The sequence below is a fragment of the Pseudalkalibacillus salsuginis genome, assembly GCF_021646685.1.
In the GTDB taxonomy this organism is placed as follows: Bacteria; Bacillota; Bacilli; order Bacillales; family Fictibacillaceae; genus Pseudalkalibacillus; species Pseudalkalibacillus salsuginis.
Genome location: NZ_JAKJHW010000004.1, coordinates 159,567 through 185,556 on the forward strand (window position 1 = coordinate 159,567; position 25,990 = coordinate 185,556).

The 25,990-nt window shown below is 42.4% G+C and carries 31 protein-coding genes; all 31 read left to right on the plus strand.

What is annotated here, in order from left to right:
• Window positions 1-5 precede the first annotated feature (5 nt).
• A complete protein-coding gene (locus L1611_RS12630; protein ID WP_236313698.1) occupies window positions 6-563 on the plus strand; it encodes a MotE family protein in 558 nt (185 codons plus the stop codon).
• A 31-nt stretch (window positions 564-594) separates the two neighbouring features.
• Entirely contained in the window at window positions 595-1,833 is a 1,239-nt protein-coding gene (locus tag L1611_RS12635; protein ID WP_236313704.1) for a flagellar hook-length control protein FliK, read from the plus strand.
• Between the two features lie 6 nt (window positions 1,834-1,839).
• Window positions 1,840-2,280 carry a flagellar hook assembly protein FlgD gene (gene flgD / locus L1611_RS12640; RefSeq protein WP_236313716.1) on the plus strand — a complete coding sequence of 147 codons (441 nt, stop codon included), beginning with the start codon at window positions 1,840-1,842 and terminating at the stop codon, window positions 2,278-2,280.
• A gap of 26 nt (window positions 2,281-2,306) precedes the next feature.
• Window positions 2,307-2,678, plus strand: coding sequence for a TIGR02530 family flagellar biosynthesis protein (locus tag L1611_RS12645; protein ID WP_236313717.1), 372 nt, complete (start codon window positions 2,307-2,309; stop codon window positions 2,676-2,678).
• Window positions 2,679-2,821: 143 nt separating this feature from the next.
• A complete protein-coding gene (gene flgG, locus L1611_RS12650; protein ID WP_236313719.1) occupies window positions 2,822-3,622 on the plus strand; it encodes a flagellar basal body rod protein FlgG in 801 nt (266 codons plus the stop codon).
• Between the two features lie 41 nt (window positions 3,623-3,663).
• Complete coding sequence (locus L1611_RS12655; protein WP_236313721.1) at window positions 3,664-3,882, plus strand: flagellar FlbD family protein; 219 nt, start codon at window positions 3,664-3,666, stop codon at window positions 3,880-3,882.
• Entirely contained in the window at window positions 3,879-4,313 is a 435-nt protein-coding gene (gene fliL, locus L1611_RS12660; protein ID WP_236313723.1) for a flagellar basal body-associated protein FliL, read from the plus strand. Before L1611_RS12655 ends, fliL begins: the two co-directional genes overlap by 4 nt.
• 36 nt (window positions 4,314-4,349) lie before the next feature.
• The gene (gene fliM / locus L1611_RS12665) at window positions 4,350-5,345 is read left to right on the plus strand and encodes a flagellar motor switch protein FliM (protein WP_236313724.1); all 996 of its coding nucleotides are present in this window, start codon (window positions 4,350-4,352) and stop codon (window positions 5,343-5,345) included.
• Window positions 5,335-6,477: a flagellar motor switch phosphatase FliY gene (gene fliY, locus L1611_RS12670; protein ID WP_236313726.1), complete on the plus strand. Its 1,143-nt coding sequence runs from the start codon at window positions 5,335-5,337 to the stop codon at window positions 6,475-6,477. The genes fliM and fliY overlap by 11 nt, the downstream gene beginning before the upstream one ends.
• 25 nt (window positions 6,478-6,502) lie before the next feature.
• Window positions 6,503-6,868, plus strand: coding sequence for a chemotaxis protein CheY (cheY, locus tag L1611_RS12675; RefSeq protein ID WP_236313727.1), 366 nt, complete (start codon window positions 6,503-6,505; stop codon window positions 6,866-6,868).
• A 13-nt stretch (window positions 6,869-6,881) separates the two neighbouring features.
• Window positions 6,882-7,544, plus strand: a complete 663-nt coding sequence (locus L1611_RS20820; protein ID WP_236313729.1) for a flagellar biosynthetic protein FliO — start codon at window positions 6,882-6,884, stop codon at window positions 7,542-7,544.
• Window positions 7,537-8,211: a flagellar type III secretion system pore protein FliP gene (fliP, locus tag L1611_RS12685; protein ID WP_236313731.1), complete on the plus strand. Its 675-nt coding sequence runs from the start codon at window positions 7,537-7,539 to the stop codon at window positions 8,209-8,211. Before L1611_RS20820 ends, fliP begins: the two co-directional genes overlap by 8 nt.
• A 24-nt stretch (window positions 8,212-8,235) precedes the next feature.
• Entirely contained in the window at window positions 8,236-8,508 is a 273-nt protein-coding gene (gene fliQ, locus L1611_RS12690) for a flagellar biosynthesis protein FliQ (protein ID WP_236313733.1), read from the plus strand.
• A gap of 4 nt (window positions 8,509-8,512) precedes the next feature.
• Window positions 8,513-9,289 (plus strand): flagellar biosynthetic protein FliR, encoded by a 777-nt coding sequence (fliR, locus tag L1611_RS12695; protein ID WP_236313735.1) that lies wholly within the window; start codon window positions 8,513-8,515, stop codon window positions 9,287-9,289.
• Window positions 9,289-10,371 (plus strand): flagellar biosynthesis protein FlhB, encoded by a 1,083-nt coding sequence (gene flhB, locus L1611_RS12700; RefSeq protein ID WP_236313736.1) that lies wholly within the window; start codon window positions 9,289-9,291, stop codon window positions 10,369-10,371. The genes fliR and flhB overlap by 1 nt, the downstream gene beginning before the upstream one ends.
• 220 nt (window positions 10,372-10,591) lie before the next feature.
• Window positions 10,592-12,628, plus strand: coding sequence for a flagellar biosynthesis protein FlhA (gene flhA / locus L1611_RS12705; RefSeq protein WP_236313738.1), 2,037 nt, complete (start codon window positions 10,592-10,594; stop codon window positions 12,626-12,628).
• A complete protein-coding gene (gene flhF, locus L1611_RS12710; RefSeq protein ID WP_236313740.1) occupies window positions 12,625-13,761 on the plus strand; it encodes a flagellar biosynthesis GTPase FlhF in 1,137 nt (378 codons plus the stop codon). Before flhA ends, flhF begins: the two co-directional genes overlap by 4 nt.
• Window positions 13,754-14,617: a MinD/ParA family protein gene (locus L1611_RS12715; protein ID WP_236313742.1), complete on the plus strand. Its 864-nt coding sequence runs from the start codon at window positions 13,754-13,756 to the stop codon at window positions 14,615-14,617. The genes flhF and L1611_RS12715 overlap by 8 nt, the downstream gene beginning before the upstream one ends.
• Window positions 14,614-15,663 (plus strand): protein-glutamate methylesterase/protein-glutamine glutaminase, encoded by a 1,050-nt coding sequence (locus tag L1611_RS12720; RefSeq protein ID WP_236313744.1) that lies wholly within the window; start codon window positions 14,614-14,616, stop codon window positions 15,661-15,663. Before L1611_RS12715 ends, L1611_RS12720 begins: the two co-directional genes overlap by 4 nt.
• Window positions 15,664-15,679: 16 nt before the next feature.
• A complete protein-coding gene (locus L1611_RS12725) occupies window positions 15,680-17,680 on the plus strand; it encodes a chemotaxis protein CheA (protein ID WP_236313747.1) in 2,001 nt (666 codons plus the stop codon).
• A 15-nt stretch (window positions 17,681-17,695) separates the two neighbouring features.
• Window positions 17,696-18,181: a chemotaxis protein CheW gene (locus tag L1611_RS12730; RefSeq protein WP_236313748.1), complete on the plus strand. Its 486-nt coding sequence runs from the start codon at window positions 17,696-17,698 to the stop codon at window positions 18,179-18,181.
• The gene (locus L1611_RS12735) at window positions 18,178-18,810 is read left to right on the plus strand and encodes a chemotaxis protein CheC (RefSeq protein ID WP_236313750.1); all 633 of its coding nucleotides are present in this window, start codon (window positions 18,178-18,180) and stop codon (window positions 18,808-18,810) included. Before L1611_RS12730 ends, L1611_RS12735 begins: the two co-directional genes overlap by 4 nt.
• Complete coding sequence (locus tag L1611_RS12740; protein ID WP_236313751.1) at window positions 18,803-19,303, plus strand: chemotaxis protein CheD; 501 nt, start codon at window positions 18,803-18,805, stop codon at window positions 19,301-19,303. The genes L1611_RS12735 and L1611_RS12740 overlap by 8 nt, the downstream gene beginning before the upstream one ends.
• Before the next feature lie 34 nt (window positions 19,304-19,337).
• Complete coding sequence (locus tag L1611_RS12745) at window positions 19,338-20,105, plus strand: FliA/WhiG family RNA polymerase sigma factor (protein WP_236313753.1); 768 nt, start codon at window positions 19,338-19,340, stop codon at window positions 20,103-20,105.
• A 17-nt stretch (window positions 20,106-20,122) separates the two neighbouring features.
• Entirely contained in the window at window positions 20,123-21,502 is a 1,380-nt protein-coding gene (locus L1611_RS12750) for a flagellar assembly protein A (protein WP_236313755.1), read from the plus strand.
• Window positions 21,503-21,513: 11 nt separating this feature from the next.
• Window positions 21,514-21,765: a hypothetical protein gene (locus tag L1611_RS12755; protein WP_236313759.1), complete on the plus strand. Its 252-nt coding sequence runs from the start codon at window positions 21,514-21,516 to the stop codon at window positions 21,763-21,765.
• 60 nt (window positions 21,766-21,825) lie between these two features.
• Complete coding sequence (locus tag L1611_RS12760; RefSeq protein WP_236313760.1) at window positions 21,826-22,305, plus strand: DUF6115 domain-containing protein; 480 nt, start codon at window positions 21,826-21,828, stop codon at window positions 22,303-22,305.
• A 227-nt stretch (window positions 22,306-22,532) separates the two neighbouring features.
• Complete coding sequence (gene rpsB / locus L1611_RS12765) at window positions 22,533-23,264, plus strand: 30S ribosomal protein S2 (protein WP_236313761.1); 732 nt, start codon at window positions 22,533-22,535, stop codon at window positions 23,262-23,264.
• Window positions 23,265-23,636: 372 nt separating this feature from the next.
• Complete coding sequence (gene tsf, locus L1611_RS12770; protein WP_236313763.1) at window positions 23,637-24,521, plus strand: translation elongation factor Ts; 885 nt, start codon at window positions 23,637-23,639, stop codon at window positions 24,519-24,521.
• 152 nt (window positions 24,522-24,673) lie between these two features.
• A complete protein-coding gene (gene pyrH / locus L1611_RS12775) occupies window positions 24,674-25,396 on the plus strand; it encodes a UMP kinase (RefSeq protein ID WP_236313767.1) in 723 nt (240 codons plus the stop codon).
• Between the two features lies 1 nt (window position 25,397).
• Entirely contained in the window at window positions 25,398-25,955 is a 558-nt protein-coding gene (gene frr / locus L1611_RS12780) for a ribosome recycling factor (protein WP_236313770.1), read from the plus strand.
• Window positions 25,956-25,990: the final 35 nt, after the last annotated feature.

Genomic DNA, 25,990 nt, shown 5'->3' on the forward strand with positions numbered 1-25,990 from the left:
GACATTTGGAGAAAAAATCGAATAAATTTTTATGGTTCCTGCTCGTCGTTGTCATTCCTTTATTATTCACGGTTTCATTATCTGTCATCATTTTTTCTCTGATGGGTGTAAATGTGATCGAGAAAGGAAAAAGTTACGCAACAAACCTCCCAGTTGTATCAGAATGGGTAGTGGAAGAAGAGGATTCATCAAAGTCCAATGATGAGCTGATCCAATCGATGGAGAATCAAATCAATACTTTGCAGAACCAAGTGGAAGAGGCGGAAAAGGCAGTATTGCAAAAAGAAGATGTGATCAAAGAACAGCAATCCGATATTGTACTCCTGAAAGATCAATTACAGAAAAAAGAAGATGAACAAACGCAACAAGATGAGTCGATGACCAAACTAGCTGATGTTTATACAGCGATGTCACCAGGGAATGCCGCTAAGATTCTCGAGAGCATGGAACAAAGCGAAGCAGCTATGATCATTACCAGCCTTGATTCTGACACACAAGCCAACCTATTGGCAGAAATGAATCCTGAAATAGCAGCTGAACTAACCAAACTTCTGACAAATTAATCTAGTCGGAAATTAGAAAGGGGGTGAGAAGATGACAGTTGTAGCCAACATGATGATGAACACACAAATCCTGCAAGGCTATAAAATGGGGCAAACAAATCATAAGGAAGCTGAAAATGCTGCTTTCAGCAAAGTGATTGTGAAGGCATTAGAGGTGGATCTAGAAAAAGGGGACGATTTATTGACGGGTGCTCAGCTACTCAATCGACTTGAAGAATTTCGTGCTGAAGTGAATGAGCAAAACGGGACCGATTTGAGTTTAGAACAATTAATCGAACAGCTCCATCAAAATATATCCCAACCTTTTGAGAAGAGCTTTCTGAAGACGATGCCGATACTTGATCCATTGCACACTAATACTGGTCAGCATGTTGCCGTAGCGATTGAACAAGGATCCAAAACAGCTAGTGATGACGCTCCTGTTGTTAAGCTTTTTAAGCAAAGTGATCTGCAGCTTTTAAACGGAAACGCTAGACAGGATGGCTTGTTGCAAACGTTTGTAAAGTTCCTGATGAAAAATGATACCGGCAACCCTTTACCCCAGGTTAATAAATTGAATCAAATGTTGAAAGAATTACAAGGGAAACTGGATTCACAACCGATAGATAGCCAGACCGTGACGGCTGATGGAGAGTCCTTAAAAAAGGGAAGAGCAAATCAGGTTATCCTTTTCAATATGAAAAATCAGCCTGTAACAGATGGGACGGTCAGTACAGATATGAATGTCACCCAATCTAAGGGTGAAGCGGCCAATACATCCGGCCATTTTAACGTTAACAGTCCAAGTGCGATGACTAAAGTGGAGCAATTCATCTTACATGCACCACAGGAACATACATCTACTTCACATTTTGCCAATGAATTAGGGAAAATTATCAACCGCGGAAGGATCTTGACGCTTCCGAATGGCAGTACACAACTCTCGATCAAACTTTTTCCAGAAAACCTTGGGTCACTGGATATACAGATCGTTCAACGGAATGGTGAAATTGCCGCAAAGATCATTGCGTCTACCGCTCAAGCAAAAGAATTGATCGAGTCTAATCTGCATCAATTGAGACATTCATTACAAGGACAGAACCTCAATATCGATAAAATTGAAATCGCCAGCCATACACCAGATTGGATGAATGATAAACAAGAGCGTGAAAAAAATCAACAATTTTCCAGCGGGCAACACAATCAAGAACATGATCAACAAGATGAACATGAAAATCAAACTACCTTCGATCAATTTTTGAAGGAGATGGGAATCGATGAGGAGGTGTGAACCAGGATGGAAGCTAAAATCGACCAAAGTCTGATGCTGCCGGATCGTGCTCAACTGAGGGAAACCGGAAACACGAACCTAGGTAAGGATGACTTTTTGAAAATTTTGATTGCCCAATTAGCGAACCAGGATCCCTTGAATCCGATGGAGGATCGCGAATTCATTTCACAGATGGCCTCATTCTCAAGCCTTGAACAAATGGTCAACATGAACGAATCGTTACAGAGCTGGGTTTCGCATCAGAATAATGGGCAACTGCTCCAATACAGTCAATTGATCGGTAAAGAAATCACATGGGTCGAGAAATCTGCGAAAGATCGCGAACCTGTTGAAACGACCAAAACAGGTGAAGTTGCCAAAGTGCATTTCGAAAAGGGTGAAACCAAAATCGAACTGACGGATGGAACTAGGGTACACCCAAGTCAGATCATCACATTATCAGCTTAAGAAATTTCAAAGGAAGAGGTGATCAAATGCAGAGAGTTTATCAACCACCGATCACTTCAGTCATATCACCACGGAACAAAGTGATCAATAAGAAGGAGCAAGCTGCGACCAACTTTCAGGAACTTCTTCATGACCAGGTAAAAGGTTTGAAAATTTCCAAGCACGCCCATACCAGATTGGCAGAAAGGGCTATCCGTATCGAAGAGACTACCTGGGATCGAATTTACCAGAAAGTATCCGAAGCGAAACATAAAGGGATCAAAGATTCACTCGTATTGGTAGGAGAAGCGGCACTGGTCGTGAACACAACGAATAACACTGTCATCACCGCTATGAACAGGCAGGAAGCTTCAGACCATATTTTCACGAACATCAATGGCGCGATTGTCATGAATTAAAGGTAATTAAATTTTCCGGTTACCATTACCGGCCAATTTCTTTTACTTATATCATTAACAAGTTGGAGCTGGACCGACTGGAGGCTCTTATGCTGCTGACCGATAGATGCAGCACACCTAAAAAAATGAGAGGGGTTTTATAAATGTTACGTTCAATGTACTCAGGAATTAGTGGAATGAAAAACTTCCAAGCGAAGTTGGATGTATTAGGGAACAATATCGCAAACGTGAATACATACGGATTCAAGAAGGGGAGAACAACATTCAAGGATCTTGTATCACAGCAAATTTCAGGGGCGAGTGCACCAACACAAGAACGTGGAGGTGTCAATCCAAAACAGATTGGACTAGGCGCGCAGCTTTCAACCATCGATACGATCGATACACAAGGGAGTTTGCAAACAACTGGACGGCCACTGGATTTAGCGCTTTCCGGGGATGGCTTTTTCGTAGTTTCAGATGGCCCGAACAATTACTTTACAAGAGCGGGGAACTTTTACTTGGACCAAGAAGGGACATTAGTCAATGCGGATGGACTGAAACTATTGGACACTGCTGGAGATGAAATAGACATCCCTACGGATGCCGAGAGTTTCAGTATCGGTAATGATGGTAGTGTTACTTATATCCAAAACGGAGTATTGAATGCGAATCCACAGCAAATCGGTATCGCTAAATTCGCGAATAACGGAGGACTTGAAAAAGTTGGATCCAACCTTTATCAACAAACAACGAACTCTGGCGCTGTTGATATCAATGCTTTGGCAGGACCAGGAACACAGGGCGCGGGTGAAATTGTTGCCGGAGCTTTAGAGATGTCCAATGTAGACCTTTCTGAAGAATTTACCGAAATGATCGTTGCACAGCGGGGATTCCAGGCGAACACTCGGATCATTACGACTTCAGATGAAATCCTTCAAGAGCTTGTCAATTTAAAGAGATAAAGTGAGGTGACAGGGACTAGTCTTCATTAGTCCCCTCCAAAATGATCGAACTCACCAAATTGAATGGTCAGAAGTTTACACTCAATGCCATCTATATTGAGCAGGTACAGGCGTTTCCTGATACAACGATCACACTTACGAATGGCAGAAAGTTTGTAGTCAAAGAAGGAGTATGGGAAGTGAAAGAGGCAGTCAACGAGTTTTATAAGGGGATTTCGATTATAGGTCTACCAAGGCAGAAGGAGGATGAGTCACTTTGAAAAATAACCTTGTCAAAACCATGCTTGTTATGATTACGGCGATAACGATAGTAGCAGTGGCTGGCGTAGTACTATACATGAATTTAATCTCTAAAGATGATGTCAAAGCTTCAGGTGAACTATCCGCCTCAGAATTGGTAGAGCTATCGGTTGATACAGATCAAATCATGACCAATTTGGAGGATAAAGGATTCGCGAAAATGACATTTCGGATCCAGGTTGATAATTCAAAAGCAAAACAAGAACTGGAAAAAAGAATGTTCCAAGTCAAGAATTCGATCATCTATCAGCTTTCTGGTACGAAATCACAGGAACTCCAAGGACCTGAAGGAATTGAAAACTTAGAGTCAAGCTTACAAAAAACAATCAATGAGTTTCTTGACAGCGGTGAGGTCGTCCAGGTATTCACAACGGAAAAAGTTGTTCAATAAAAGCTTAGAATTTACAGCAGAAAAGAGGTGAGCCTCTTGGCCGATGTACTCTCCCAAAATGAAATAGATGCGTTATTATCCGCGATCTCCACTGGAGAAATGGATGCTGAGGAACTTAAAAAAGAAGAAGCTGAAAAGAAAGTAAGAGTATACGATTTCAAAAGAGCATTAAGGTTTTCTAAAGATCAAGTGAGAAGCCTGACCCGAATCCACGAAAATTATGCTCGATTACTGACAACCTATTTTTCTGCGCAGCTTCGTACATATGTCCAAATTTCCGTAGCTTCAGTCGATCAGGTCCCATATGAAGAATTCATCCGATCTGTACCGAAAATGACCATCCTTAATTTGTTTGAAGCGCCACCATTGGATGGACGTCTACTGATTGAAGTCAATCCGAACATAGCGTATGCAATGCTCGATCGTGTCTTAGGCGGGCAAGGTAAAGGGATGAACAAGGTTGACAGTTTGACAGAAATCGAAACACGGATCATGAACCAGCTGTTCGATAGAGCTTTAGATTCCTTTGGGGAAGCATGGGGATCGATTATAGATGTAGAACCTGAAATGCTGGATTTTGAGGTGAACCCTCAATTCCTTCAAATGGTATCCCCTAATGAAACGGTTGTCGTCATTTCTTTGACGACAACGATCGGTGAAACAAGTGGGATGATCAACATCTGTCTGCCGCACGTTGTTTTAGAACCAATCATACCGAAACTGTCTGTTCATCATTGGATGCAAAAGAAGCAGCGTGAAAGACTTCCTGAAGAGATAGAAAAACTCGAAAGCCGGGTGAAGACAGCCATGCTGCCGATTACTGCAGAGCTTGGCCGGTGCGATATTTCTGTCCAGGAGTTCCTTTCTTTATCGAATAATGATGTTCTAGAGCTTGATCAGAAAATTTCGCAACCGCTGACAATCAGTGTTCAAGGTAGGAATAAATTTATCGGACAACCCGGTAAGGTAAAAAATCAGATGGCGATCCAAATTATTGATGCTTACGAGAAAGGGGACTTTAATGATGAGTGACGGCATGCTCTCCCAGGAGGAAATTGACGCACTATTGAATGGTGGAGATGACAGTACAACAGAACCATCAAAAGAAAATTTGTTGTCTAGTATTGAAAGGGATGCGATAGGTGAAGTCGGAAATATCTCCTTTGGAAGTGCAGCAACAGCATTATCGACACTACTTAACCAAAAGGTTGAAATCACAACGCCGAATGTATCGATCGTCGAGAGAGCGAAACTTTCAGATGAATTTCCGAAGCCTCATGTAGCTGTATTAGTAAGTTATACGGAAGGTTTCGACGGATCGAATCTGCTCGTCATCAAAACGACTGATGCACAGATAATAGCGGACCTCATGCTTGGTGGGGATGGGACAAATCCTCAAGGCGAACTGGGTGAACTGCATTTAAGTGCGGTTCAGGAAGCGATGAATCAGATGATGGGCTCAGCCTCCACCTCTATGTCTACCGTGTTTAATAAACGTGTCGATATATCTCCACCTACCATCGATTTGATGGATGTCAATGCAAATGAAGGAACAGACCATATTCCGAACGAGGATATGCTCGTAAAAGTGTCGTTCAAACTGAAGGTTGGAGATTTGATTGATTCCAATATCATGCAGCTCGTGCCGCTTGATTTTGGTAAAGACCTAGTAGACCAACTCATGAATCCAGACACCGGTGGGGATACGGTGGTGGAGCCTGCTAATGAAGAACAAGCTCAACCTAAGCTTTCATCAACTTATCCGGAAAGCAAACAGGCTTCAGCAACTTCGTACCCACAAGAAAGTCGGCAGGACGAGTCTTCTTACACGAATCAAAGGAATGCGAATGTCCATCCAGCTGCATTTACTGACTTCACGCCACACGAATCAGTTTCGGTGGACCAACGGAACCTTAACATGCTACTGGACATTCCTTTACAAGTGACAGTGGAATTGGGAAGGACGAAACGCTCCGTCAAAGACATCCTCGAACTTTCACACGGTTCGATTATAGAATTGGATAAACTCGCAGGTGAGCCGGTTGATATCCTCGTCAATCAGAAATTGATTGCAAAAGGTGAAGTCGTGGTCATCGATGAGAATTTCGGTGTCAGGGTCACAGAGATTATCAGCCAAAGAGATCGATTAGAAAAAATACAATAAACAATATATCCAGGGGGAAAGTAACATGGCAAACCGTATTTTAATTGTAGATGACGCAGCATTCATGCGAATGATGATCAAAGATATCCTTACGAAAAACGGGTTCGAAGTTGTTGGAGAAGCAAGTGATGGCGCACAAGCAGTTGAGCTGTATAAAGAACACACACCAGATTTAGTGACGATGGATATTACGATGCCTGAAATGGATGGTATCACAGCCTTAAAAGAAATCCGGGGTTTAAATGCTGATGCGAAAGTTATCATGTGTTCTGCGATGGGACAACAAGCAATGGTCATAGATGCAATCCAAGCTGGAGCAAAAGATTTCATCGTAAAACCTTTCCAGGCAGATCGAGTTATAGAAGCGATCAAGAAAACACTAGAAGCATAAGTAGGTGTCATTTGTGAATTGTAAATCATCCATAATGGTCTTACTGATAGGATTCCTTTTACTGGGAGGACCGTTATACTCCTCTGCCAATACGAACAGTTTACCGGAAGGATGCGAGGGAACATCGCCTGTTTCTCATTGTTATAAAGATAGTGGTGAAGAGGTTCCGAAAGAGAAAGAAACGACAGTAAGTCCCTCCCAACCAGAACCAGGACCATCAACATTCGTGACGATGATAAAAGTACTCTTAGCACTTGCATTTGTCGTCGGGCTTATGGTACTCGTCTTGAAGCTGTTGCATAAGCGCACCCAAGTGGTACAACAAGGGAAAGGCATCCAGACTCTTGGCGGAGCGATGCTTGGGAATCAACGGTCTTTACAACTGGTAAAGGTTGGGGACAGGGTACTGGTCGTCGGTGTCGGCGATAATGTTGAATTGATCAAAGAGATCGAAGACGAACATGAAATCAAGGCGTTAGTATCCCACAATGGTACACAAACATACGGTTCTGACAAAATGGATGGGCTGTCCAAGTGGGTAAGTTCATTATGGGGGAATAATAATCATTCTAATGGAACCAGCTTCAAGAATATTTTGAAGCAGCAGCTCGATGAAACGAAACAAAGTCGAAATGCGTTTATGGAGTCCTTGAAGAAGGGGCATGACAATGATTGAACTACCAGGTATCAGTAACGAACTGTTCAGCAATGATCCAGAAAATATAGCCACTACAGTTCGATTGTTAGTCCTGTTAACTGTTCTTTCCCTTGCACCAGCGTTTCTTGTTTTGATGACTTCATTTACAAGGATCATCATTGTACTTTCATTTGTCCGTAACGGACTTGCAACCCAACAGATGCCACCCAATCAGGTATTGGTCGGACTAGCACTCTTTTTAACATTTTTCATTATGGGACCGATTTTATCCGATGTAAACGAAGAAGCCATCACTCCGTTTTTGGCAGGTGAACTATCACAGGATGAAGCCATGGATCGAGCAAGTATACCGATGAAAGAGTTCATGGCGAAACACACTCGTCAGAAAGATTTGGCATTATTTATGAATTATACAGGGGAAGAGAGACCGGAAAGCATAGCGGATATCCCGCTTACCACATTAGTACCAGCCTTTGCCATCAGCGAGCTGAAAACAGCATTCCAGATGGGATTCATGATTTTCGTCCCGTTTCTTGTCATTGATATGATTGTCGCAAGTGTATTGATGGCGATGGGGATGATGATGCTTCCTCCAGTCATGATTTCTTTACCTTTTAAAATATTGCTTTTTATCCTTGTTGACGGTTGGTACTTGATTGTCCAATCATTATTGGAAAGTTACTAGATTAGATGAGAAGGTGTTCATTCAATGGACTCACAATTCGTTATTTCCCTTGCTGAAAAAGGAGTTTATACGACGTTGATCATCAGTGGGCCTTTGCTTATATTGGCTCTTGCGGTCGGACTATTCGTCAGTATCTTTCAAGCTACAACTCAAATTCAAGAGCAGACTCTGGCATTCATTCCGAAAATTGTCGCTGTTCTTGTTTCACTGATTTTCTTCGGACCGTGGATGTTGGCTCAAATGGTGTCCTTCACTCATGAACTCTACAGCAACATCAATAATTATATAGGTTTATAGATTTATGGAGGAATTTGTAAATAGCATACCAGCCTTCTTACTAGTCCTGGTTAGAGTGACAGCATTCATGGCAACCGTCCCGATCTTTTCCTATCGAAATATACCCATCATACATAAAATCGGCTTCTCCGCGGTATTTTCTTTCTTTATCCATACCACACTGGAGGCACCGATGATCGCGTTGGATGGAGAGTATATCCTGCTATTGATGAAGGAATTGATGATTGGGTTAAGCATCGGTTTCATTGCTTCAATCCTCTTGTATGGTTTACAAGTAGCTGGTGGGTTCATCGATTTGCAGATGGGATTTGCAATCGCAAATGTATTCGATCCGCAAACTGGGATCCAAACGCCACTCATCGGTAGGTTTTTATATATTTTCGCGATTTTATTCTTGCTTACGATTGATGCACATCATATGTTCCTGAATGGCATCTACCAAAGTTATCAATTTGCCCCGATCGACCGTTGGGCCTTCCTTTTCGGTGATGGGAATGTAGCAAGGCTAGTAGCTGATACGGTTGTAAAGATGTTCTATATCGCTTTCCAAATGGCGATTCCCGTGGTGGGATGTTTGTTCTTGGTGGATTTGGCTCTTGGAATCATTTCAAGGACTGTACCGCAAGTGAACGTGTTCATCGTTGGTCTGCCTTTGAAAATTTTGGTCAGCTTTATCCTATTAATGCTGGTCATTCCAGGCATCTTTCAACTGGTAGGTTCATTGAATATCGAAATGCAAGAGTCCATGAGAAAAATGATGAGACTGTTAGGTGGTCAGTAATGCCAAACTTAACGCTTGATCTACAGTATTTTTCACAAGAGAAAACAGAGAAGGCGACTCCAAAAAAGAAGCAGGATAGTCGTAAAAAAGGACAGGTTGCCAAATCGAGTGATATCAACACTGCAATCATATTATTAATCGTTTTTCTATTCCTATGGCTGATCGCACCTTACATGCTGGATACGTTGTTGGCTATTTATCAAATGAGTTTCAGAGAGTTCATTCATTTTGATACTACAAGTGAAAACATACAACAAGTGATGTCTACCATGGCATACGAAGCATCAAAGATTGTTGCTCCGATCTTGTTGATTGCAATGGTTGCGGGTGTCGCCGCCAACTACTTGCAAGTGGGTGTTTTGTTTTCAACAGATCCGTTGAAAGCGAAATTGGAGCGGATCAATCCATTGAAAGGATTCAAGAGAATATACTCTGTAAGAGCAATCGTTGAACTCTTGAAATCCATCTTGAAAATATCCCTTGTCGGGTTTGTCACCTTTGCCGTCTTATGGTTCCAGAGGGATGAGGTTTTACTTTTGTCCCATGTTACTGTCGAACACGCCCTACTTACCATCGGAAAGCTGACGGTCCAAATGGGGTTGGCTGCATCTGTCCTCCTCATTTTTCTGGCGGTGTTGGACTATTTATATCAGAAATACGATTTCGAGAAGAGCATCAAAATGAGTAAACAAGATATCAAGGATGAACATAAAAAATCAGAAGGGGATCCGTTGATCAAATCCAAAATCAAGGAAAAACAACGGCAAATGGCGATGCAGCGAATGATGCAGGAAGTTCCAAAGGCAGATGTCGTCATAACGAACCCCACTCATTATGCAATCGCATTGAAATATGATGAAAATGAACACGATGCACCAGTGGTAATTGCTAAAGGTGTGGACTTTGTCGCATTGAAAATCCGTGAGGTCGCACGGCACAATGAAATCGAAATCGTCGAAAATCGACCACTTGCAAGAAGCCTTTATGATCGGACGGAAATCGGAGATCATGTTCCCGAAGCGTTGTTTAAAGCAGTGGCTGAGGTTTTGGCTTATGTATACCGTTTAAAGAAACTCATCTAATAAATGGAAAGTTTAAAATCACCGAATGATAAACTTTGAATTTCTGTGTTACTTGGTTTTACCGGTCCTCACGTATTATTAAATAAGCTCCGGTCCTCAAAACCATCGTGCCTGGAACTTCTTGTTTCTAATTCGTCAATTTTAAACTCATCTAAAAGATGGAATGTTTAAAATCACCGAATGATGTTAATGGTTTTTGAACTAGAAGGAGATTACAGCAATGAAGGCAAGAGATTTGACAGTCTTATTAAGTGTAATATTGATCATCACGATGTTGATCATCCCGCTGCCAACTTGGATGCTGGACTTCTTGATCATCACAAATATTTCACTGGCTCTTCTCATTATCCTGATTGCGATGAATACGAATGAACCGTTGCAATTTTCAATTTTTCCATCGCTTCTATTACTGGTAACGTTATTCCGATTAGGATTGAATGTTTCGACAACCCGTTCGATTCTAAGTCAAGCGAAAGCTGGTAATGTCATCGATACGTTCGGTTCTTTCGTTGTGGCAGGCAATGTACTTGTTGGTTTCGTCGTTTTCATCATTTTGATTATCATTCAATTCGTCGTCATCACCAAAGGTTCCGAGAGGGTTTCGGAGGTTGCAGCACGGTTTACGTTAGATGCGATGCCCGGTAAACAAATGAGTATCGATGCTGATTTGAACGCTGGCTTGATTTCTGAAAGGGAAGCGCGTGATCGAAGACAGAAGATTGAACAAGAGGCAGATTTCTATGGGGCAATGGATGGTGCCAGCAAGTTCGTAAAAGGTGATGCGATCGCAGGGATCATTATCGTCATCATCAATATGATTTTTGGAATCATCATCGGCATGGTCCAACAAGGTATGCCTTTAGCTGAAGCCTCCCAAACTTATACTCTATTGACAGTCGGCGATGGATTAGTAAGTCAGATACCTGCGTTGATCATTTCGACGGCAACGGGGATCATCGTCACAAGAGCTGCATCAGATGGAAACTTGGGCCAAGATATTACGAAGCAATTGCTTGCGTATCCAGCCATGTTATATGTGGCAGCAGCGACGATAGCCCTGTTAGGTATCTTCACGCCTATCCAGAATATATTCACGTTACCGATTGCAATTTTACTCGCATACGGTGGATATCATCTCAGCAGGGCAGAGAAGCAGCGTCAAGTTTCTGAAGAAGAAGTGGAAGAAGAAATCCAAACGGAAGAATTCAAGAGTCCGGAAAGCGTCGTAAACCTTTTGCAGGTTGATCCAATTGAATTCGAGTTTGGTTACAGCCTGATTCCACTCGCCGATACGGGCCAAGGGGGCGACTTATTGGATCGTATTGTCATGATACGGAGACAGCTCGCACTGGAATTAGGGGTAGTTGTGCCAGTAGTGAGAATCCGTGACAATATCCAATTACAACCTAATGAATATCGGATCAAGATCAAAGGAAATGAGATTGCTAGAGGGGAGCTCTTGCTTGATCACTTTTTAGCGATGTCTCCCGGGGTGGATGATGAGGAAATCGAGGGGATTGAAACGGTTGAACCTGCCTTCAATCTTCCAGCCCTATGGATTTCTGAAGAGTTGAAAGAACGAGCAGAACTTTCCGGATACACCGTCGTCGACCCGCCTTCAGTCGTCTCGACCCACATGACGGAAATCATCAAAAAACATGCACATGAATTATTGGGCAGACAGGAAGTCAAACAGCTAGTGGAGCATTTGAAAGAATCACACACAGCGTTAGTTGAAGATGTGACTCCCGATCCATTGACCATAGGTGAAATCCAAAAAGTCCTGGCCAAACTTCTGAAAGAGAACATTTCAATCCGAAACTTGCCAATCATATTCGAAACATTAGCGGATTACGGTCAAATGACGAAAGATACAGACCTTCTTACTGAATATGTACGTCAGTCGTTATCACGACAAATCTCCAAACAGTATAGTGACGATCAATCGGCCTTGAAAGTCATAACATTATCTGGAGGGGTCGAAAAAAGAATTGCAGAATCGATCCAGCAGACAGAACATGGAAACTATCTCGCAATGGATCCTAACGACTCCCAGAAGATCTTCGACTCGATCATGGGTGAAATGAAGAAGGTGAAAGAAGTGAGTCCAATGACAGTCTTGCTATGCTCGCCTGCTGTCCGAATGTATGTCCGACAATTAATTGAGCGCTATTTACCAGATGTCGTAGTCCTTTCTTATAATGAACTCGAACCAAATCTGGAAGTACAGAGCATCGGGGTGGTTAACGTATCATGAAAATAAAAAAATACATCGCACAAACCATGCCGGAAGCGATGAAAAAGATCAGAACCGATTTAGGCGAGGATGCAGTCATTTTAAATTCAAAAGAAATCCGAACAGGAGGCTTCCTTGGTTTTTTTACAAAACCTTCTCTTGAAGTCTTTGCTGCACTTGACCCTGATCCTGTTCTGAGTGAAAGAAACAACGACTACTATAGTCCGCGTAACAATATTCCAATACTGACAAATCATTCAATGGGACAGAAGGAAACCTTGAAACCTGCACATCAGTCAAAAACACCAATTGTTGCAGATCCGAATGTACGACAAACATCACAACCCATTCCATTTCCAGAGAAGATAACGAACATAATCAGCCATCTGGAAAATCAAGGAGTCAACAGTAAGCTGAGAGCAGACTTATCAAAAAGATTGCTGAAAAGATGGTATAGGGAGGAATCTGAAATAGCAGCAGATGACTCGATTCAAAAGTGGGTTAGGGAAGAAATCCTTAGTTTACTATCAAACGCAGCTTTCGGTCCTTTTGACTACGACAAAAAGTATCTAAATCTGATTGGACCGACTGGTGTAGGGAAAACAACGACTATCGCGAAAATCGCCGCTGATGCAGTGTTGAATAAGAAGAAAAAAGTCGCAATGATTACCACTGATACGTATCGGATTGCTGCTATCGACCAGCTTAAAACGTATGCGGAGATTTTGAATGTACCGTTGGAAGTTGCCTATAACCGTGAGGACTTCAAACGTGCTCAGGACAGATTTAAAGACTATGATGTCATTTTTGTAGATTCAGCCGGGCGTAACTACAAAAGGGCACAATATGTCACAGATCTCCAAGATGTCTACCAGTTCAATGATGAAATGGAAAATTACCTTGTACTCTCACTTACATCTAAATATAGTGATATGAAGCGGATTGTAGATCAATTCAAAAACATTCCGATTAAAAAATATATTTTCACAAAGAGAGATGAAACCGAAACCTTCGGAGACGTTCTTAATCTTATTTACGAGACAGCACATGGCGTGGCATATTTGACGATTGGTCAAAATGTCCCGGACGATATCATTGAAACCACACCTGAACGGATTGTAGATCTTGTATTAGGAGATGATCAAGGTGCATGATCAGGCAGAACTCCTTCGTCAAAGGCTGGAATCCGTGACAAAACCCGCAAAGGTTTGTGCCGTGGTCAGTGGGAAGGGAGGAGTTGGAAAATCGAACCTCACGATCAATCTTGCACTATCCTTGATCAAAAACGGTTCTAAAGTGTTGATCATGGATTTGGATATCGGTATGGCAAACTTAGACATTTTATTGGGTGTACACTCTCGATATAACATCGTAGATTTAGTTGAACAACGGCTTCCAATCTTGGAACTGATCGAATCAGGCCCTGGACATGTCGATTATCTTGCCGGTGGTAATGGATTGAATAAACTGTTCGAACTGTCCAGTCCTCAATTTGGTCATTTCTGTAAGCAGATGGAAGTGGTCCAGGATCGGTATGATCATATCTTTCTTGATATGGGTGCAGGTGCTTCAAAAGACAGCTTGCAATTCATTGCCGCAGCTGATGAAGTGATGCTTGTAACGACTCCAGAACCTACCGCTATAACCGATGCTTATGCCATGCTGAAGTACATTCAGCAACAAGGACCCTCCACAGACGTATCCCTCATCGTCAATAGGGTGGAGAGTAAACGTGAAGGGGATGATATAGGAAATCGGATTGTACAGGCGGCCCGTCACTTTTTACAAAAAGAGGTCAGGTTTCTCGGGATGCTGCCAGAAGACCGAACGGTTTTCAAAGCAGTGAAAGAACAAAAACCCTACCGTTTATATGCACCATCTTCCAATGTGGCCAAATCGGTTCAAAAGCTGGCGGACACTTACCGAGGCGGATCAATTGAAAATCATAAGACCGAAGGATTCGTACAACGATTGACCCGTTATTTTACAAGAAAGCAGGGGGCTACATGAACCAGATAAAAGTATTGGTTGTCGACGACTCTGCTTTCATGCGGAAAGTCATCTCAGATCTGTTGTCGGGCGATCCATCAATTTTGGTTGTTGGTTCTGCTCGTAATGGAGAAGACGCTTTAAGGAAAATTCCTCAACTTACTCCTGACGTCGTGACCCTTGATGTGGATATGCCTGTTATGGATGGTTTGACCACACTGAAGAAAATCATGGAGCACTTCGCCATTCCAGTCATCATGCTGAGCAGTGTGACAAAGGCCGGGGCTGCTCAGACAATCGAGTCCATCCAAGCAGGAGCAGTTGACTTCATACCAAAACCTTCTGGCGCCATATCATTGGACATCCATAAAGTCCAAGAAGAACTTTTAAGAAAAGTGAAAGTCGCCAGTGAGGTGAAAATCAAGGATCATTTGGCAGAAAAAAAACCGATTGCTCGTTATACGAAAGAGCCCATGGAAAAAGGGTTGACGAAAAAGCACAAAATTATTGCAATCGGTACATCTACCGGTGGACCAAAAGCATTAGTGGAAGTCATCTCAAACCTTCCAGACTCGATCAATGTACCGGTTCTGATAGTCCAACATATGCCTGTTGGATTCACGAAATCTCTGGCCGAACGTTTGAATAAACTATCTTCATTATCTGTAATGGAAGCAGTATCTGGTGAGCCATTGATGAACAATACGGTCTACATAGCACCAGGGGGATATCATCTAAAAGCGGTACATGGGAAGAATGGAGTAGTCATTGAATTGGATGACGACACTCCTCCAAACAGAGGACATCGTCCATCTGTAGATGAAATGTTCTATAGTCTATCCCGCCTTAAGGACTATCAGAAAATAGCTGTCATCATGACAGGGATGGGTTCGGACGGAACGGAAGGTCTTTTAGCTCTGAAAAAGGAAGCGGATACAATTGCGATTGCCGAATCGGAGGAATCGTGTGTCGTTTATGGTATGCCTCGATCGGCAATTGCCACGCAAAAAGTTGATGAAATCGTTCACGTCACCGAAATATCGGAACGAATTGTGCGCTATTTATAGTAGGGAGTTGTACAAAATGGATATGAATCAATATTTAGATGTGTTTGTCGAAGAAAGCCGGGAACATCTGCAGGCGATCAATGAACATATGCTCAAACTTGAGAACGATCCCGCGGAAATCTCGATCGTAAATGATATTTTCCGGTCTGCACATACCTTAAAGGGGATGTCTGCCACCATGGGGTTTGAAGATTTAGCGAGCCTTACCCACCAGATGGAAAATGTCTTAGATGCGATCCGTCAAAGAAAAGTCCAGGTTACCGATGAGGTAATAGATGCACTCTTTGAATCGGTGGATCATCTGGAAGCCATGGTGGAATCCATCATTGCTGGAGGAGATGGGAAACGGGATGTAAAGGATATTGTTGACAAACTGAATGCCATTGAAAAAGGAAAAAAGCAAACACCCAGAACCATAGATTCTAAGAATGGCATTTCTGGGGATGGGCTTGATGAGTTCCAACGATCGATCTTGGACCAATCGGTAGAACAAGGCCTCAATCCTTTTACTGTCAAAGTGACATTGGAAAAATCGTGTATTCTAAAAGCCGCACGGGTATATATGATTTTCAATGTGATCGAACAACTCGCTGAAGTCATCCATTCCGCCCCTGAAGTCAGTGACTTGGAGGAAGAAAAGTTTGATCATGAATTTACAGTGACTTTGATTTCAGAAAAAGAGGCAATTGAGATCAAAGAAAAAATCAGCAAGGTGTCAGAGGTAGAAGATGTTCAAGTTGAATCTTATCATACAAAATCTTCTCCTAAAGAATCGGTAGAGGTAGCAGCAACAATGGAATTGGAAAAATCCCAAGAGAAGAAAGCGGAAAACAAAGGACAGAATGAACCCTCTGTAAAAAGTGCGCAGAATAATAAGACGATCAGGGTCAATATCAATCGTCTAGATCATCTGATGAACTTATTTGAAGAACTTGTCGTAGACCGTGGACGGCTAGAAGCACTGGCAAGGCAATTGAACAATGGTGATCTGACGGATACGGTTGAACATATGACGAGACTGTCAAGTGACTTGCAGGACGCTCTACTTACGATGAGGATGGTTCCGATTGATCAAGTTTTCAACCGCTTTCCAAGGATGATACGCAGCCTGGCAAAGGATCTTGGGAAGAAGATCAACCTCGAAATCAGTGGAGGAGAGACTGAGCTTGACCGGACGGTAATCGATGAAATTGGCGATCCACTCGTCCACTTATTGCGTAATTCTGTCGACCATGGGATCGAACTTCCAGAAAGGCGAAGCCAAGCTGGTAAGACGGAAGAAGGGACGATATCACTCGTTTCTTTTCATAGTGGAAATCATATTTTCATCGAAATTGAGGATGATGGTGGAGGGATCAACCGGGAGAAAGTGATCCAAAAAGCGATTGAGAACAATATCATTGACGAAGTGTATGCGAAGACGATGGAAGATCATGAGGTCTTTCAACTTTTATTCGCTTCGGGATTCAGTACTGCAGACACTGTTTCGGATATATCAGGCAGAGGTGTAGGACTGGATGTTGTTAAAAACAAGATTGAGTCACTCGGCGGTCAGATAACGGTAACCTCAGTACGAGGCAGGGGAACTAAATTTGCCATTGAGTTACCACTGACCTTATCGATTTTATCAGCGATGCTGATTACAACTGGTCCGGAAACATATGCCATTCCGTTATCCAATATCGTGGAAAGTATCGTCATTCCAAAAAGCGAGGTCATGAAAGCACACAACCAATTGGTGATCGACTTCAGAGGAAAAGTCGTTCCGCTTTTATCTTTGAGAGAAGTACTGGAGGTAGAGGGAGAACCGGAAGAAAAAGATACGTATTCAATCGTCGTAGTCCGTAAAGGCGATCAATATGCAGCTCTGATCGTTGACCGTTTTATCGGCCAGCAGGAAATCGTCCTGAAGCCTTTAGGAGAATATTTATCGAATATCTTTGCAATATCCGGTGCAACAATTCTCGGTGATGGGAAAGTTTCCTTAATACTCGATTGTAATGACTTGATCAAATAAGGGAGGAAGATTTGAATGTCTGAAATGAAAACCGTAGAAACAGAAATGAAAGCGATTGTATTTCAACTTTTGGATGAAGAATATGGGGTTGATGTCCATCAAGTCCGTTCAATTGAGCGGATCCAGGAGATTACGAGGGTTCCTAGGACCCCATCCTTTGTTAAGGGTGTCATCAATCTACGTGGGATTGTTACACCTATCATCGATCTTAGAAGCAGATTTGATTTAGTAGAGACCACTTACACGGACGAGACCAGGATTGTCATAGTTAATGTGAACGACTTGGAGGTAGGCATGATTGTCGATTCAGCGAATGACGTGATCGATGTACCGGCTGATTCTGTTGAGCCGCCACCGAAAGTGGTTGGAGGTATTGAGGCGGAATATCTTGATGGAGTTGCCAAGCTTGAGAAAAGGCTGCTTATCCTGCTCAATCTAGAAAGGGTGTTGAATCCAGAAGAGATCATTACCCTCCGGCAATTCAAGGAGAAGAGTGAATGATCGCACCGGAAAATCTGACCGAGTATCACAAGGATATTCTTAAAGAAATAGGCAATATTGGCGCTGGAAATGCTGCCACTGCATTATCAGAGCTTGTAAACAAATCAGTGGATATGACGCTTCCAACTGTTAAGCTCGTCCCCTTCCATGAAGTCGTACAAATTGTCGGAGGGGAAGAGACGGTCGTTGCGGCAACATTTTTCCGGGTGGCAGGTGATGCACCTGGAAACATGTTTCTGATTTTCACCTTAAGAGAAGCTATTACATTATTAAGACAACTTACCGGTGATCCCAATATAGATGAAGAGAGCATCTTTCATTCAGAGATTGCTAGATCGGCTCTTCAAGAAACAGGGAATATACTTGCTGGATCTTATCTCTCATCATTTTCTGATTTCACCGGATTGAATTTATCGCCTTCTGTCCCCTTCTTGACTGTTGATATGGCTGCTGCCGTTTTGTCCTATGGATTGATGGAAATGTCCCAAGTCAGTGATTATGCAATCATAATAGATACCCAACTTAGAGAAACTGAACATTCCAGTATAGATAGCCACTTTCTTCTACTTCCGGACCCAGATTCTTTTCAAAGGATTTTCAAATCACTTGGGGTTCAGGTAAATGAATAAAATAATGCACACCATAAATGTGAAAATTTCAGATTATCAGGTTACGAAAGCACCGATCAAGTTGAAAACGACTGGTCTTGGCTCGTGTGTCGGGGTTGTCGTTTTTGAACCGAGTAGACATGTTGCAGCAATGGCACATGTGATGCTGCCAAGTTCAGAGCTTTCGAGGGATCTGACTTTCAATTTAGCGAAGTATGCTGATACTGCACTTCCTGTAATGGTTACAGAGCTTATTCAAAGCTTTGGTGTCCAACGACAACATTTGAAAGCTAAAATTGCTGGAGGCGCCCAGATGTTCCAATTTACCGGAAAAAGTGAAGCGTTAAGAATAGGCCCACGTAATATCGAAGCAGTCAAAGACACATTGAAATCATTGGAAATTCCCGTTATTGCTGAAGATGTAGGTGGACAGAACGGCAGGACGATTGAATTCGATATTGAAAAGTGTCAATTGATGATACGGACGATACATAAAGGGATAACGGCCATTTAATGACTTGGATTAATAGTTTGTGAGGAGGGATTGGATGCGAAGAGGGGCAACTTCAGAATCGAGTGTACATTGGGACAATTGGTCGAAATTTCGGGATAAAGACTCTTGCGAAGCCTTATTGGAAATGCATTTACCCTTAGTCCAATATCATGTTCAACGTATTGCAGTTGGTTTGCCTAAAAACATCAATAAAGATGAATTGAGAAGCAATGGACTTCTAGGATTATATGACGCCTTGAAGAAGTTCGATCCGACGAGGGATCTTAAATTCGATACCTATGCTTCTTTCAGGATCAGAGGTGCAATCCTAGATGGTTTGCGCCGTGAAGATTGGCTGCCTCGGTCTATGCGTGAAAAGACGAAAAAGATCGAGCTGACGATCGAACGTATGGAACAGGAACAGATGCGTTCAGTATCCGCGGCAGAAGTGGCTGTGGAAGTAGGGATGTCAGAAGAAGAAGTATTGACGATCATGTCCGAAAGTTTTTTGGCTAATGTTTTATCTATTGATGAAGAGAATAAAGACAGTGATTCGAATGAGAAAGTCGGCTATACAATTGAAGATAAAAAGGTCGACACACCAGAAACCCTGATGTTGACCAATGAACTTCATAAACACTTAGCCAGTATTATTGAGGAGTTGAATGAAAAGGAGCAGTTGGTTGTCAGTTTATTTTATTATGAAGAGCTTACATTGACTGAAATCGGCCAAGTATTGAACTTGTCTACTTCCCGTATCTCTCAAATTCATTCTAAAGCATTATACAAGCTTAAAAATGTCTTGACGAAATATACTAATTGATTCAGGGGGGAGCATGGGTGGACATTGAGCGATTGTCAAAATGTGTAAAACTGAAGCTGGAACAAAGTTACATGAAAGCCACTCTTGTTCCTTTGCATGCATTCGAAGAATCCGTATCGGTTGAGGATTTCCTGGACTTTCTCGAGAATAATGGAATTGTTCACGGGATCCTTGAAGAAACGATCGGAAAAATCGTAGAGGACATAGGGCATTGGATAGAGCCGGTCATAATTGCAATGGGGTCAGAGCCAATTTCCGGGGATGACGGGTATATCAAACCCATCTCTACAAATGATGGCACCCCGATCGATAAAGACTCAGATTTCGTTGATCTTCGTTCCTTCACTCAGATTCCCTCCGTCAAGAAGGGAGACCGTATCGCTGACATCATCCATCATACAGAGGGGGTACCTGGGATGAATGTCAAAGGGGAACCAGTTCCTACTAAGCCAGGAAAGCCGATAAAACTCAAAAAATGTAAAAATGCGATCATCGATCATCCTTCTGACGGGCTCTATGCGACAGCAGATGGACAAATCAGTTACCAGAAACGTGCTGTACACGTCCTCCCTATTTATGAAGTAAAAGGCGATTTGGATTTAAAGACAGGAAATCTTTCATTTATAGGGAACATACATATACATGGAGATGTACCATCAGGTTATACGATCTCAGCAGAAGGTGACATCCGGATCAATGGGATTGTTGAAGCATCGACATTGAAAGCTGGAGGTTCTGTTTTTATCCGTAATGGGATTGCTGGGCAAGGGAAAGCGGTCATTGAAGCTGGATCCGATCTCCATACTGGTTACATCAATCAAGGTACTGTGAAAGTTGGTGGTGACTTGCATGTCAGGCTTATCAACTACAGTGACATAGTGGTCGATGGGTCGATTTTTTGCCAAAAAGGGAAAGGAATCATCTTTGGCGGACATATAAGCGCTGGAAAAGATATTTTTGTCAACCAAACAGGAACAAACCTTATGACGAAAACCTATCTTTACCTGGGAACCCCGGGTCACATTCTTGATCAATGCAACCATCTATCGAGACAGATTTCAATAGAAGAGGATAATTTGAAAAAGCTCAAAACCCTTCAAGAAACACTCGAATCAAAATATGAACCTAACCGTGATGAAAAAGAAATGCTCCTCTTACTTAAAGTGAAAAATACATATGGACAAACTGAATGTTTATTGGATGGTTTGAAAAAGGAATTAGACGAATTGACGGAAGATCTGGTACCGGATAATGACCAGGTACTTGTCGTCAATGGTGTAATTTATCCAGGTGTAGAAGTGACATTCGGTAAATACAAAAGGGTAATGCCACACGAATATAAAGCAATTGAGCTCAAATTGGCATCAAGTGAGGTTGTCATCCAATCTTTAAGATAGGGGGATGAGTGATGAGTTTAAAATTGATTGAACTTCAGGTTGCGATACCGAGAACCCTGGATACAGGGAAAATGCAAGAGAAATTTCAACAACAGTCCCAGATCAATCAGTCTCAGGCTGCATCAACTGAAAAAGAAAAAGCCGAACGGAACCGCACTTCTGTGGAAAAGCAGGAACATATAGAAAAACAACATTTCAATGGCCGACAAGACTCTCACCCTCACCACCAACAACAAAAGCGAGATAAGAATAATCAGGAATAAGAAAAGGTAAAGCATCCCTATAAAGGACGGCGTGTCGACTTTTCCGGGTAGGAGGAACGAATGACAGGATTGTTACTTGGTATAAGTTTTATCATCCACATCATCACTCTTTTATCTATTATCATTGTATGGAAACGATCAGGAGCTGCAGAGCAGGAGGATTTCAGAGCTATGAAATCGGAAATGGAAGATATCCTGATAGCATATACGGCTGAAATGAAAGAAGAGAACGAGGTCTTTTTGAAGGAACTTGCTTCTCTGCAAAAGGAAAAGCCGGTTGGAGATCGTGACAATAAGGAAAATGCTGCAACTGAAAAACCTGAGAAAAAGGGAATAACCGAACCAACTGCGGCTGAACAGAGGGAAATCTCCTATTCACCTCCTGTGAGTGAAGAAAAAGAAACATTCGGAGCTTCTGTTTCATCACAAATCCTATCGATGCAAAAACAAGGGTATTCTTTAGATGAAATTGCCAAGAAAGTAAATAAAGGCAAAGGCGAAGTAGAACTTATGTTAAAATTTTATCGAGATGGACAATAGGTACTTGCTAGTTCCATCAGGTTTATGTTATATTTAATCTCGGTGTTTATGTAGTATATATAACACATCACACACGTTCGTGGATTCACCCACTGGTGCTGTAAGGCAGCTGAATTGTTCCGGATAACATTACTGGCGAATTTCTGTTGATCCTCAATTCAACTGATATCCTGCAGTTGTGGTTGGTCAGAAGCGGGCGGAGGAAAAAACCATAGGAGGTGCCATTCATGGCAGTAATTTCAATGAAACAATTGTTAGAAGCTGGTGTTCACTTCGGTCACCAAACACGCCGTTGGAACCCAAAGATGGCACGTTACATCTTCACGGAGCGTAACGGCATCTACATCATCGACCTTCAAAAGACGGTCAAGAAAGTAGAAGAAGCGTATAACTACGTACGCGACATTGCTGCTGACGGAGGAAAAATCCTTTTTGTCGGTACAAAGAAACAAGCACAGGAGTCTGTTAAAGTTGAAGCTCAACGTGCTGGACAATACTACATCAACCAACGTTGGTTGGGTGGTACATTAACAAACTTTGACACGATCCGCAAGCGTATCAGACGTTTGAAAGACCTTGAAAAGATGCAAGAAGACGGAACGTTCGATGTACTTCCTAAGAAAGAAGTCATCCTTCTTAAAAAGGAAATGGATCGTCTTGAGAAATTCCTAGGTGGAATCAAGGACATGAACAGTCTTCCAGACGTTCTTTTCGTCATCGATCCTCGCAAAGAGCGCATTGCGATTGCAGAAGCTCGTAAGCTTAACATTCCGATCGTTGCTATCGTCGACACAAACTGTGATCCTGACGAAGTGGATGTTATCATCCCTGGTAACGACGATGCAATCCGTGCGGTGAAACTTCTTACTTCTAAAATGGCTGATGCGGTTGTAGAAGCTAACCAAGGAAGTGCTGAAGAAGCTGCATCTAATGAAGAAGAGGCAGAAATTAACGCGTAAATGAATGCTCATTTAAGGGTGATAGAGGGGAACTGACCCTTTATCACCTTTTTTAAAGAGAGAAGTTCAAAAAGTCATCGACTAGTGAAACCGTATACTGGCGTCTAATATGTTATCTTTTTGAACGTATTAAAGAAAGCTGACTTATACGAAATTTACGACACTCCTGCGGGAAAAGCGATCCGAGCGAGACCCCGGAGCGACCTGCAATTTAAGGATCTTCGACTAAGAACCACCACGTCCTGAAGTGAATGTCGAAGCCAGCACATCCTGTGCAAGTGGGAAGGCTTGTGGATCGCCCGCGGAAAGGGTTGGATTTCGTAAATGAAATCAGTTTTTAAAGGCTACATATTCAAAAGGAGGAATTCACTCATGGCAGTAACTGCACAAATGGTAAAAGAGTTGCGCGAAAAGACTGGCGCAGGAATGATGGATTGTAAGAAAGCTCTTACAGAAAATGATGGAGATATGGACAAAGCGATCGACTGGCTTCGTGAAAAAGGAATCTCAAAAGCAGCTAAGAAAGCTGACCGTATCGCTGCTGAAGGATTGACTCATATCGCTACAAAGGGTAATGAAGCTGTAATGGTCGAAGTCAACTCTGAAACAGACTTCGTTGCTAAAAACGATTCTTTTAAAAACTTGATCCAGGAAATTTCCACACACCTGCTTGAGGAAAAGCCTGCTTCTGTTGAAGATGCTCTTAAGCAGACGTTGACTGGACAAAGCGTTTCTCTTGAAGAATATATCAACAACGCTATTGCAAAAATCGGTGAGAAAATTTCGCTACGTCGTTTTACGATCCTTCAAAAAGAAGACAACGACGCATTTGGTGCATACCTTCATATGGGTGGACGTATCGGAGTTCTGACTGTAATTGGCGGAACTACTGACGAAGACCTTGCTAAGGATATCTCAATGCACATAGCGGCTGTAAATCCTCGCTATGTAAACCGTGAGCAAGTATCTGAAGAAGAAGTAGCACGTGAGAAAGAAGTTCTTACTCAGCAAGCACTTAACGAAGGGAAGCCGGAAAAAATCGTTGAAAAGATGGTCGCTGGCCGTATCAACAAGTTCTTCGAAGAAATTTGCCTTGTAGATCAAGGTTTTGTTAAAGATCCGGATCAAAAAGTCGGAAAATATGTAGAGAGTAAAGGCGGTACCATTAAAGGATTTGTACGTTACGAAGTTGGCGAAGGTATGGAAAAGCGTGAAGAAAACTTCGCTGACGAAGTAATGTCACAAGTGAAGAAATAATTTCAATCGAAGGTATTCTTGGACCTTGGACAAGAATGCAAATGGAAAGGAATTATTTCGGAAACATCCACAGGAAAAGGGGACACTGGTGTGTTCCCTCTTTTTCAAGCAACCCAATATTATAATGTAGGAAATGCTGATGGAGGGAAAAAATGAGTACGCCTAAATACAACAGAGTAGTCTTAAAATTAAGCGGAGAAGCGTTATCTGGCCAGGAAGGGTATGGAATCGACCCGCATATCATCAATTCGATTGCAAAACAGGTGAAAGAACTTGTTGAAATGAATGTTGAAGTTGCTGTTGTGGTAGGCGGCGGTAACATCTGGAGAGGTAAGGCCGGCAGTGAAATGGGCATGGATCGTGCAACAGCTGATTACATGGGCATGTTAGCGACAGTCATGAATTCCCTTGCACTGCAAGACAGCCTTGAAAATATCGACGTTGAAACAAGGGTCCAAACATCAATCGAAATGCGCCAGGTAGCCGAGCCTTATATCCGAAGAAAAGCAATCCGGCACCTTGAGAAAAAGCGTGTAGTCATTTTTGCAGCCGGGACTGGTAATCCATACTTTTCAACTGATACAACTGCAGCCCTTCGTGCGGCTGAAATCGAGGCAGAAGTCATCCTGATGGCGAAAAACAATGTTGATGGAGTATACACAGCCGATCCGAAAACTGATGAAACAGCAACCAAGTATAAGAGCCTGTCTTATTTAGAAGTTCTAAAAGAAGGTTTAGCTGTAATGGATTCAACCGCATCTTCTTTATGTATGGACAATGATATCCCGCTTATCGTTTTCTCCATCATGGAAGAAGGAAATATTAAGCGTGTTATCGAAGGAGAAAATATAGGAACCGTTGTAAGGGGGAAATAACATGTCGGGTACAATCATCAAACAAGCAGATGAAAAAATGCAAAAAGCAGTAGCTGCCTTTCGTAGAGAACTTGCCACACTACGGGCGGGCAGAGCTAATCCATCACTTTTAGACCGTGTCTCTGTTGAATACTATGGTGCACTCACGCCTTTGAACCAAATGGCGAACATTTCAGTCCCGGAAGCACGACTTCTCGTTATCCAGCCTTATGATAAATCGATTATCGGCGAAATTGAGAAAGCAATCCAGAAGGCTGAGCTGGGTCTATCACCATCAAATGATGGGGATGTGATCCGCATTGCTATACCTGCTTTGACTGAAGAACGTCGTAAGGAACTAGTCAAATTGGTCAAAAAGTATACAGAAGAAGGTAAAGTCGCAGTTCGTAATATCCGCCGTGATGCTAATGATGAGCTTAAGAAATTAGAAAAGGGCGGAGACATGACCGAAGACGACCTTCGTCACTACAGTGATGAAGTACAAAAGGTGACGGACCGTTTCGTTGTCGAAATCGACTCCATCGCGGCAGAAAAAGAAAAAGAAATCATGGAAGTATGACATAATTCAAGTCAAAATAAGATAGAAAAAAGGGG

Excerpts from the sequence above, each read along its gene's own strand:
- fliR (WP_236313735.1), top strand. The coding sequence starts at position 8,513 with ATGGAGGAATTTGTAAATAGCATACCAGCCTTCTTACTAGTCCTGGTT.
- L1611_RS12635 (WP_236313704.1), top strand. The coding sequence starts at position 595 with ATGACAGTTGTAGCCAACATGATGATGAACACACAAATCCTGCAAGGC.
- L1611_RS12735 (WP_236313750.1), top strand. The coding sequence starts at position 18,178 with ATGATCGCACCGGAAAATCTGACCGAGTATCACAAGGATATTCTTAAA.
- flgG (WP_236313719.1), top strand. The coding sequence starts at position 2,822 with ATGTTACGTTCAATGTACTCAGGAATTAGTGGAATGAAAAACTTCCAA.
- rpsB (WP_236313761.1), top strand. The coding sequence starts at position 22,533 with ATGGCAGTAATTTCAATGAAACAATTGTTAGAAGCTGGTGTTCACTTC.
- fliY (WP_236313726.1), top strand. The coding sequence starts at position 5,335 with ATGATGAGTGACGGCATGCTCTCCCAGGAGGAAATTGACGCACTATTG.
- L1611_RS12725 (WP_236313747.1), top strand. The coding sequence starts at position 15,680 with ATGGATATGAATCAATATTTAGATGTGTTTGTCGAAGAAAGCCGGGAA.
- flhB (WP_236313736.1), top strand. The coding sequence starts at position 9,289 with ATGCCAAACTTAACGCTTGATCTACAGTATTTTTCACAAGAGAAAACA.
- flhF (WP_236313740.1), top strand. The coding sequence starts at position 12,625 with ATGAAAATAAAAAAATACATCGCACAAACCATGCCGGAAGCGATGAAA.
- flgD (WP_236313716.1), top strand. The coding sequence starts at position 1,840 with ATGGAAGCTAAAATCGACCAAAGTCTGATGCTGCCGGATCGTGCTCAA.
- L1611_RS12730 (WP_236313748.1), top strand. The coding sequence starts at position 17,696 with ATGTCTGAAATGAAAACCGTAGAAACAGAAATGAAAGCGATTGTATTT.
- cheY (WP_236313727.1), top strand. The coding sequence starts at position 6,503 with ATGGCAAACCGTATTTTAATTGTAGATGACGCAGCATTCATGCGAATG.
- L1611_RS12740 (WP_236313751.1), top strand. The coding sequence starts at position 18,803 with ATGAATAAAATAATGCACACCATAAATGTGAAAATTTCAGATTATCAG.
- L1611_RS12760 (WP_236313760.1), top strand. The coding sequence starts at position 21,826 with ATGACAGGATTGTTACTTGGTATAAGTTTTATCATCCACATCATCACT.
- flhA (WP_236313738.1), top strand. The coding sequence starts at position 10,592 with ATGAAGGCAAGAGATTTGACAGTCTTATTAAGTGTAATATTGATCATC.
- fliQ (WP_236313733.1), top strand. The coding sequence starts at position 8,236 with ATGGACTCACAATTCGTTATTTCCCTTGCTGAAAAAGGAGTTTATACG.
- frr (WP_236313770.1), top strand. The coding sequence starts at position 25,398 with ATGTCGGGTACAATCATCAAACAAGCAGATGAAAAAATGCAAAAAGCA.
- L1611_RS12755 (WP_236313759.1), top strand. The coding sequence starts at position 21,514 with ATGAGTTTAAAATTGATTGAACTTCAGGTTGCGATACCGAGAACCCTG.
- tsf (WP_236313763.1), top strand. The coding sequence starts at position 23,637 with ATGGCAGTAACTGCACAAATGGTAAAAGAGTTGCGCGAAAAGACTGGC.
- fliP (WP_236313731.1), top strand. The coding sequence starts at position 7,537 with ATGATTGAACTACCAGGTATCAGTAACGAACTGTTCAGCAATGATCCA.
- L1611_RS12720 (WP_236313744.1), top strand. The coding sequence starts at position 14,614 with ATGAACCAGATAAAAGTATTGGTTGTCGACGACTCTGCTTTCATGCGG.
- L1611_RS12645 (WP_236313717.1), top strand. The coding sequence starts at position 2,307 with ATGCAGAGAGTTTATCAACCACCGATCACTTCAGTCATATCACCACGG.
- pyrH (WP_236313767.1), top strand. The coding sequence starts at position 24,674 with ATGAGTACGCCTAAATACAACAGAGTAGTCTTAAAATTAAGCGGAGAA.
- L1611_RS12745 (WP_236313753.1), top strand. The coding sequence starts at position 19,338 with ATGCGAAGAGGGGCAACTTCAGAATCGAGTGTACATTGGGACAATTGG.
- L1611_RS12655 (WP_236313721.1), top strand. The coding sequence starts at position 3,664 with ATGATCGAACTCACCAAATTGAATGGTCAGAAGTTTACACTCAATGCC.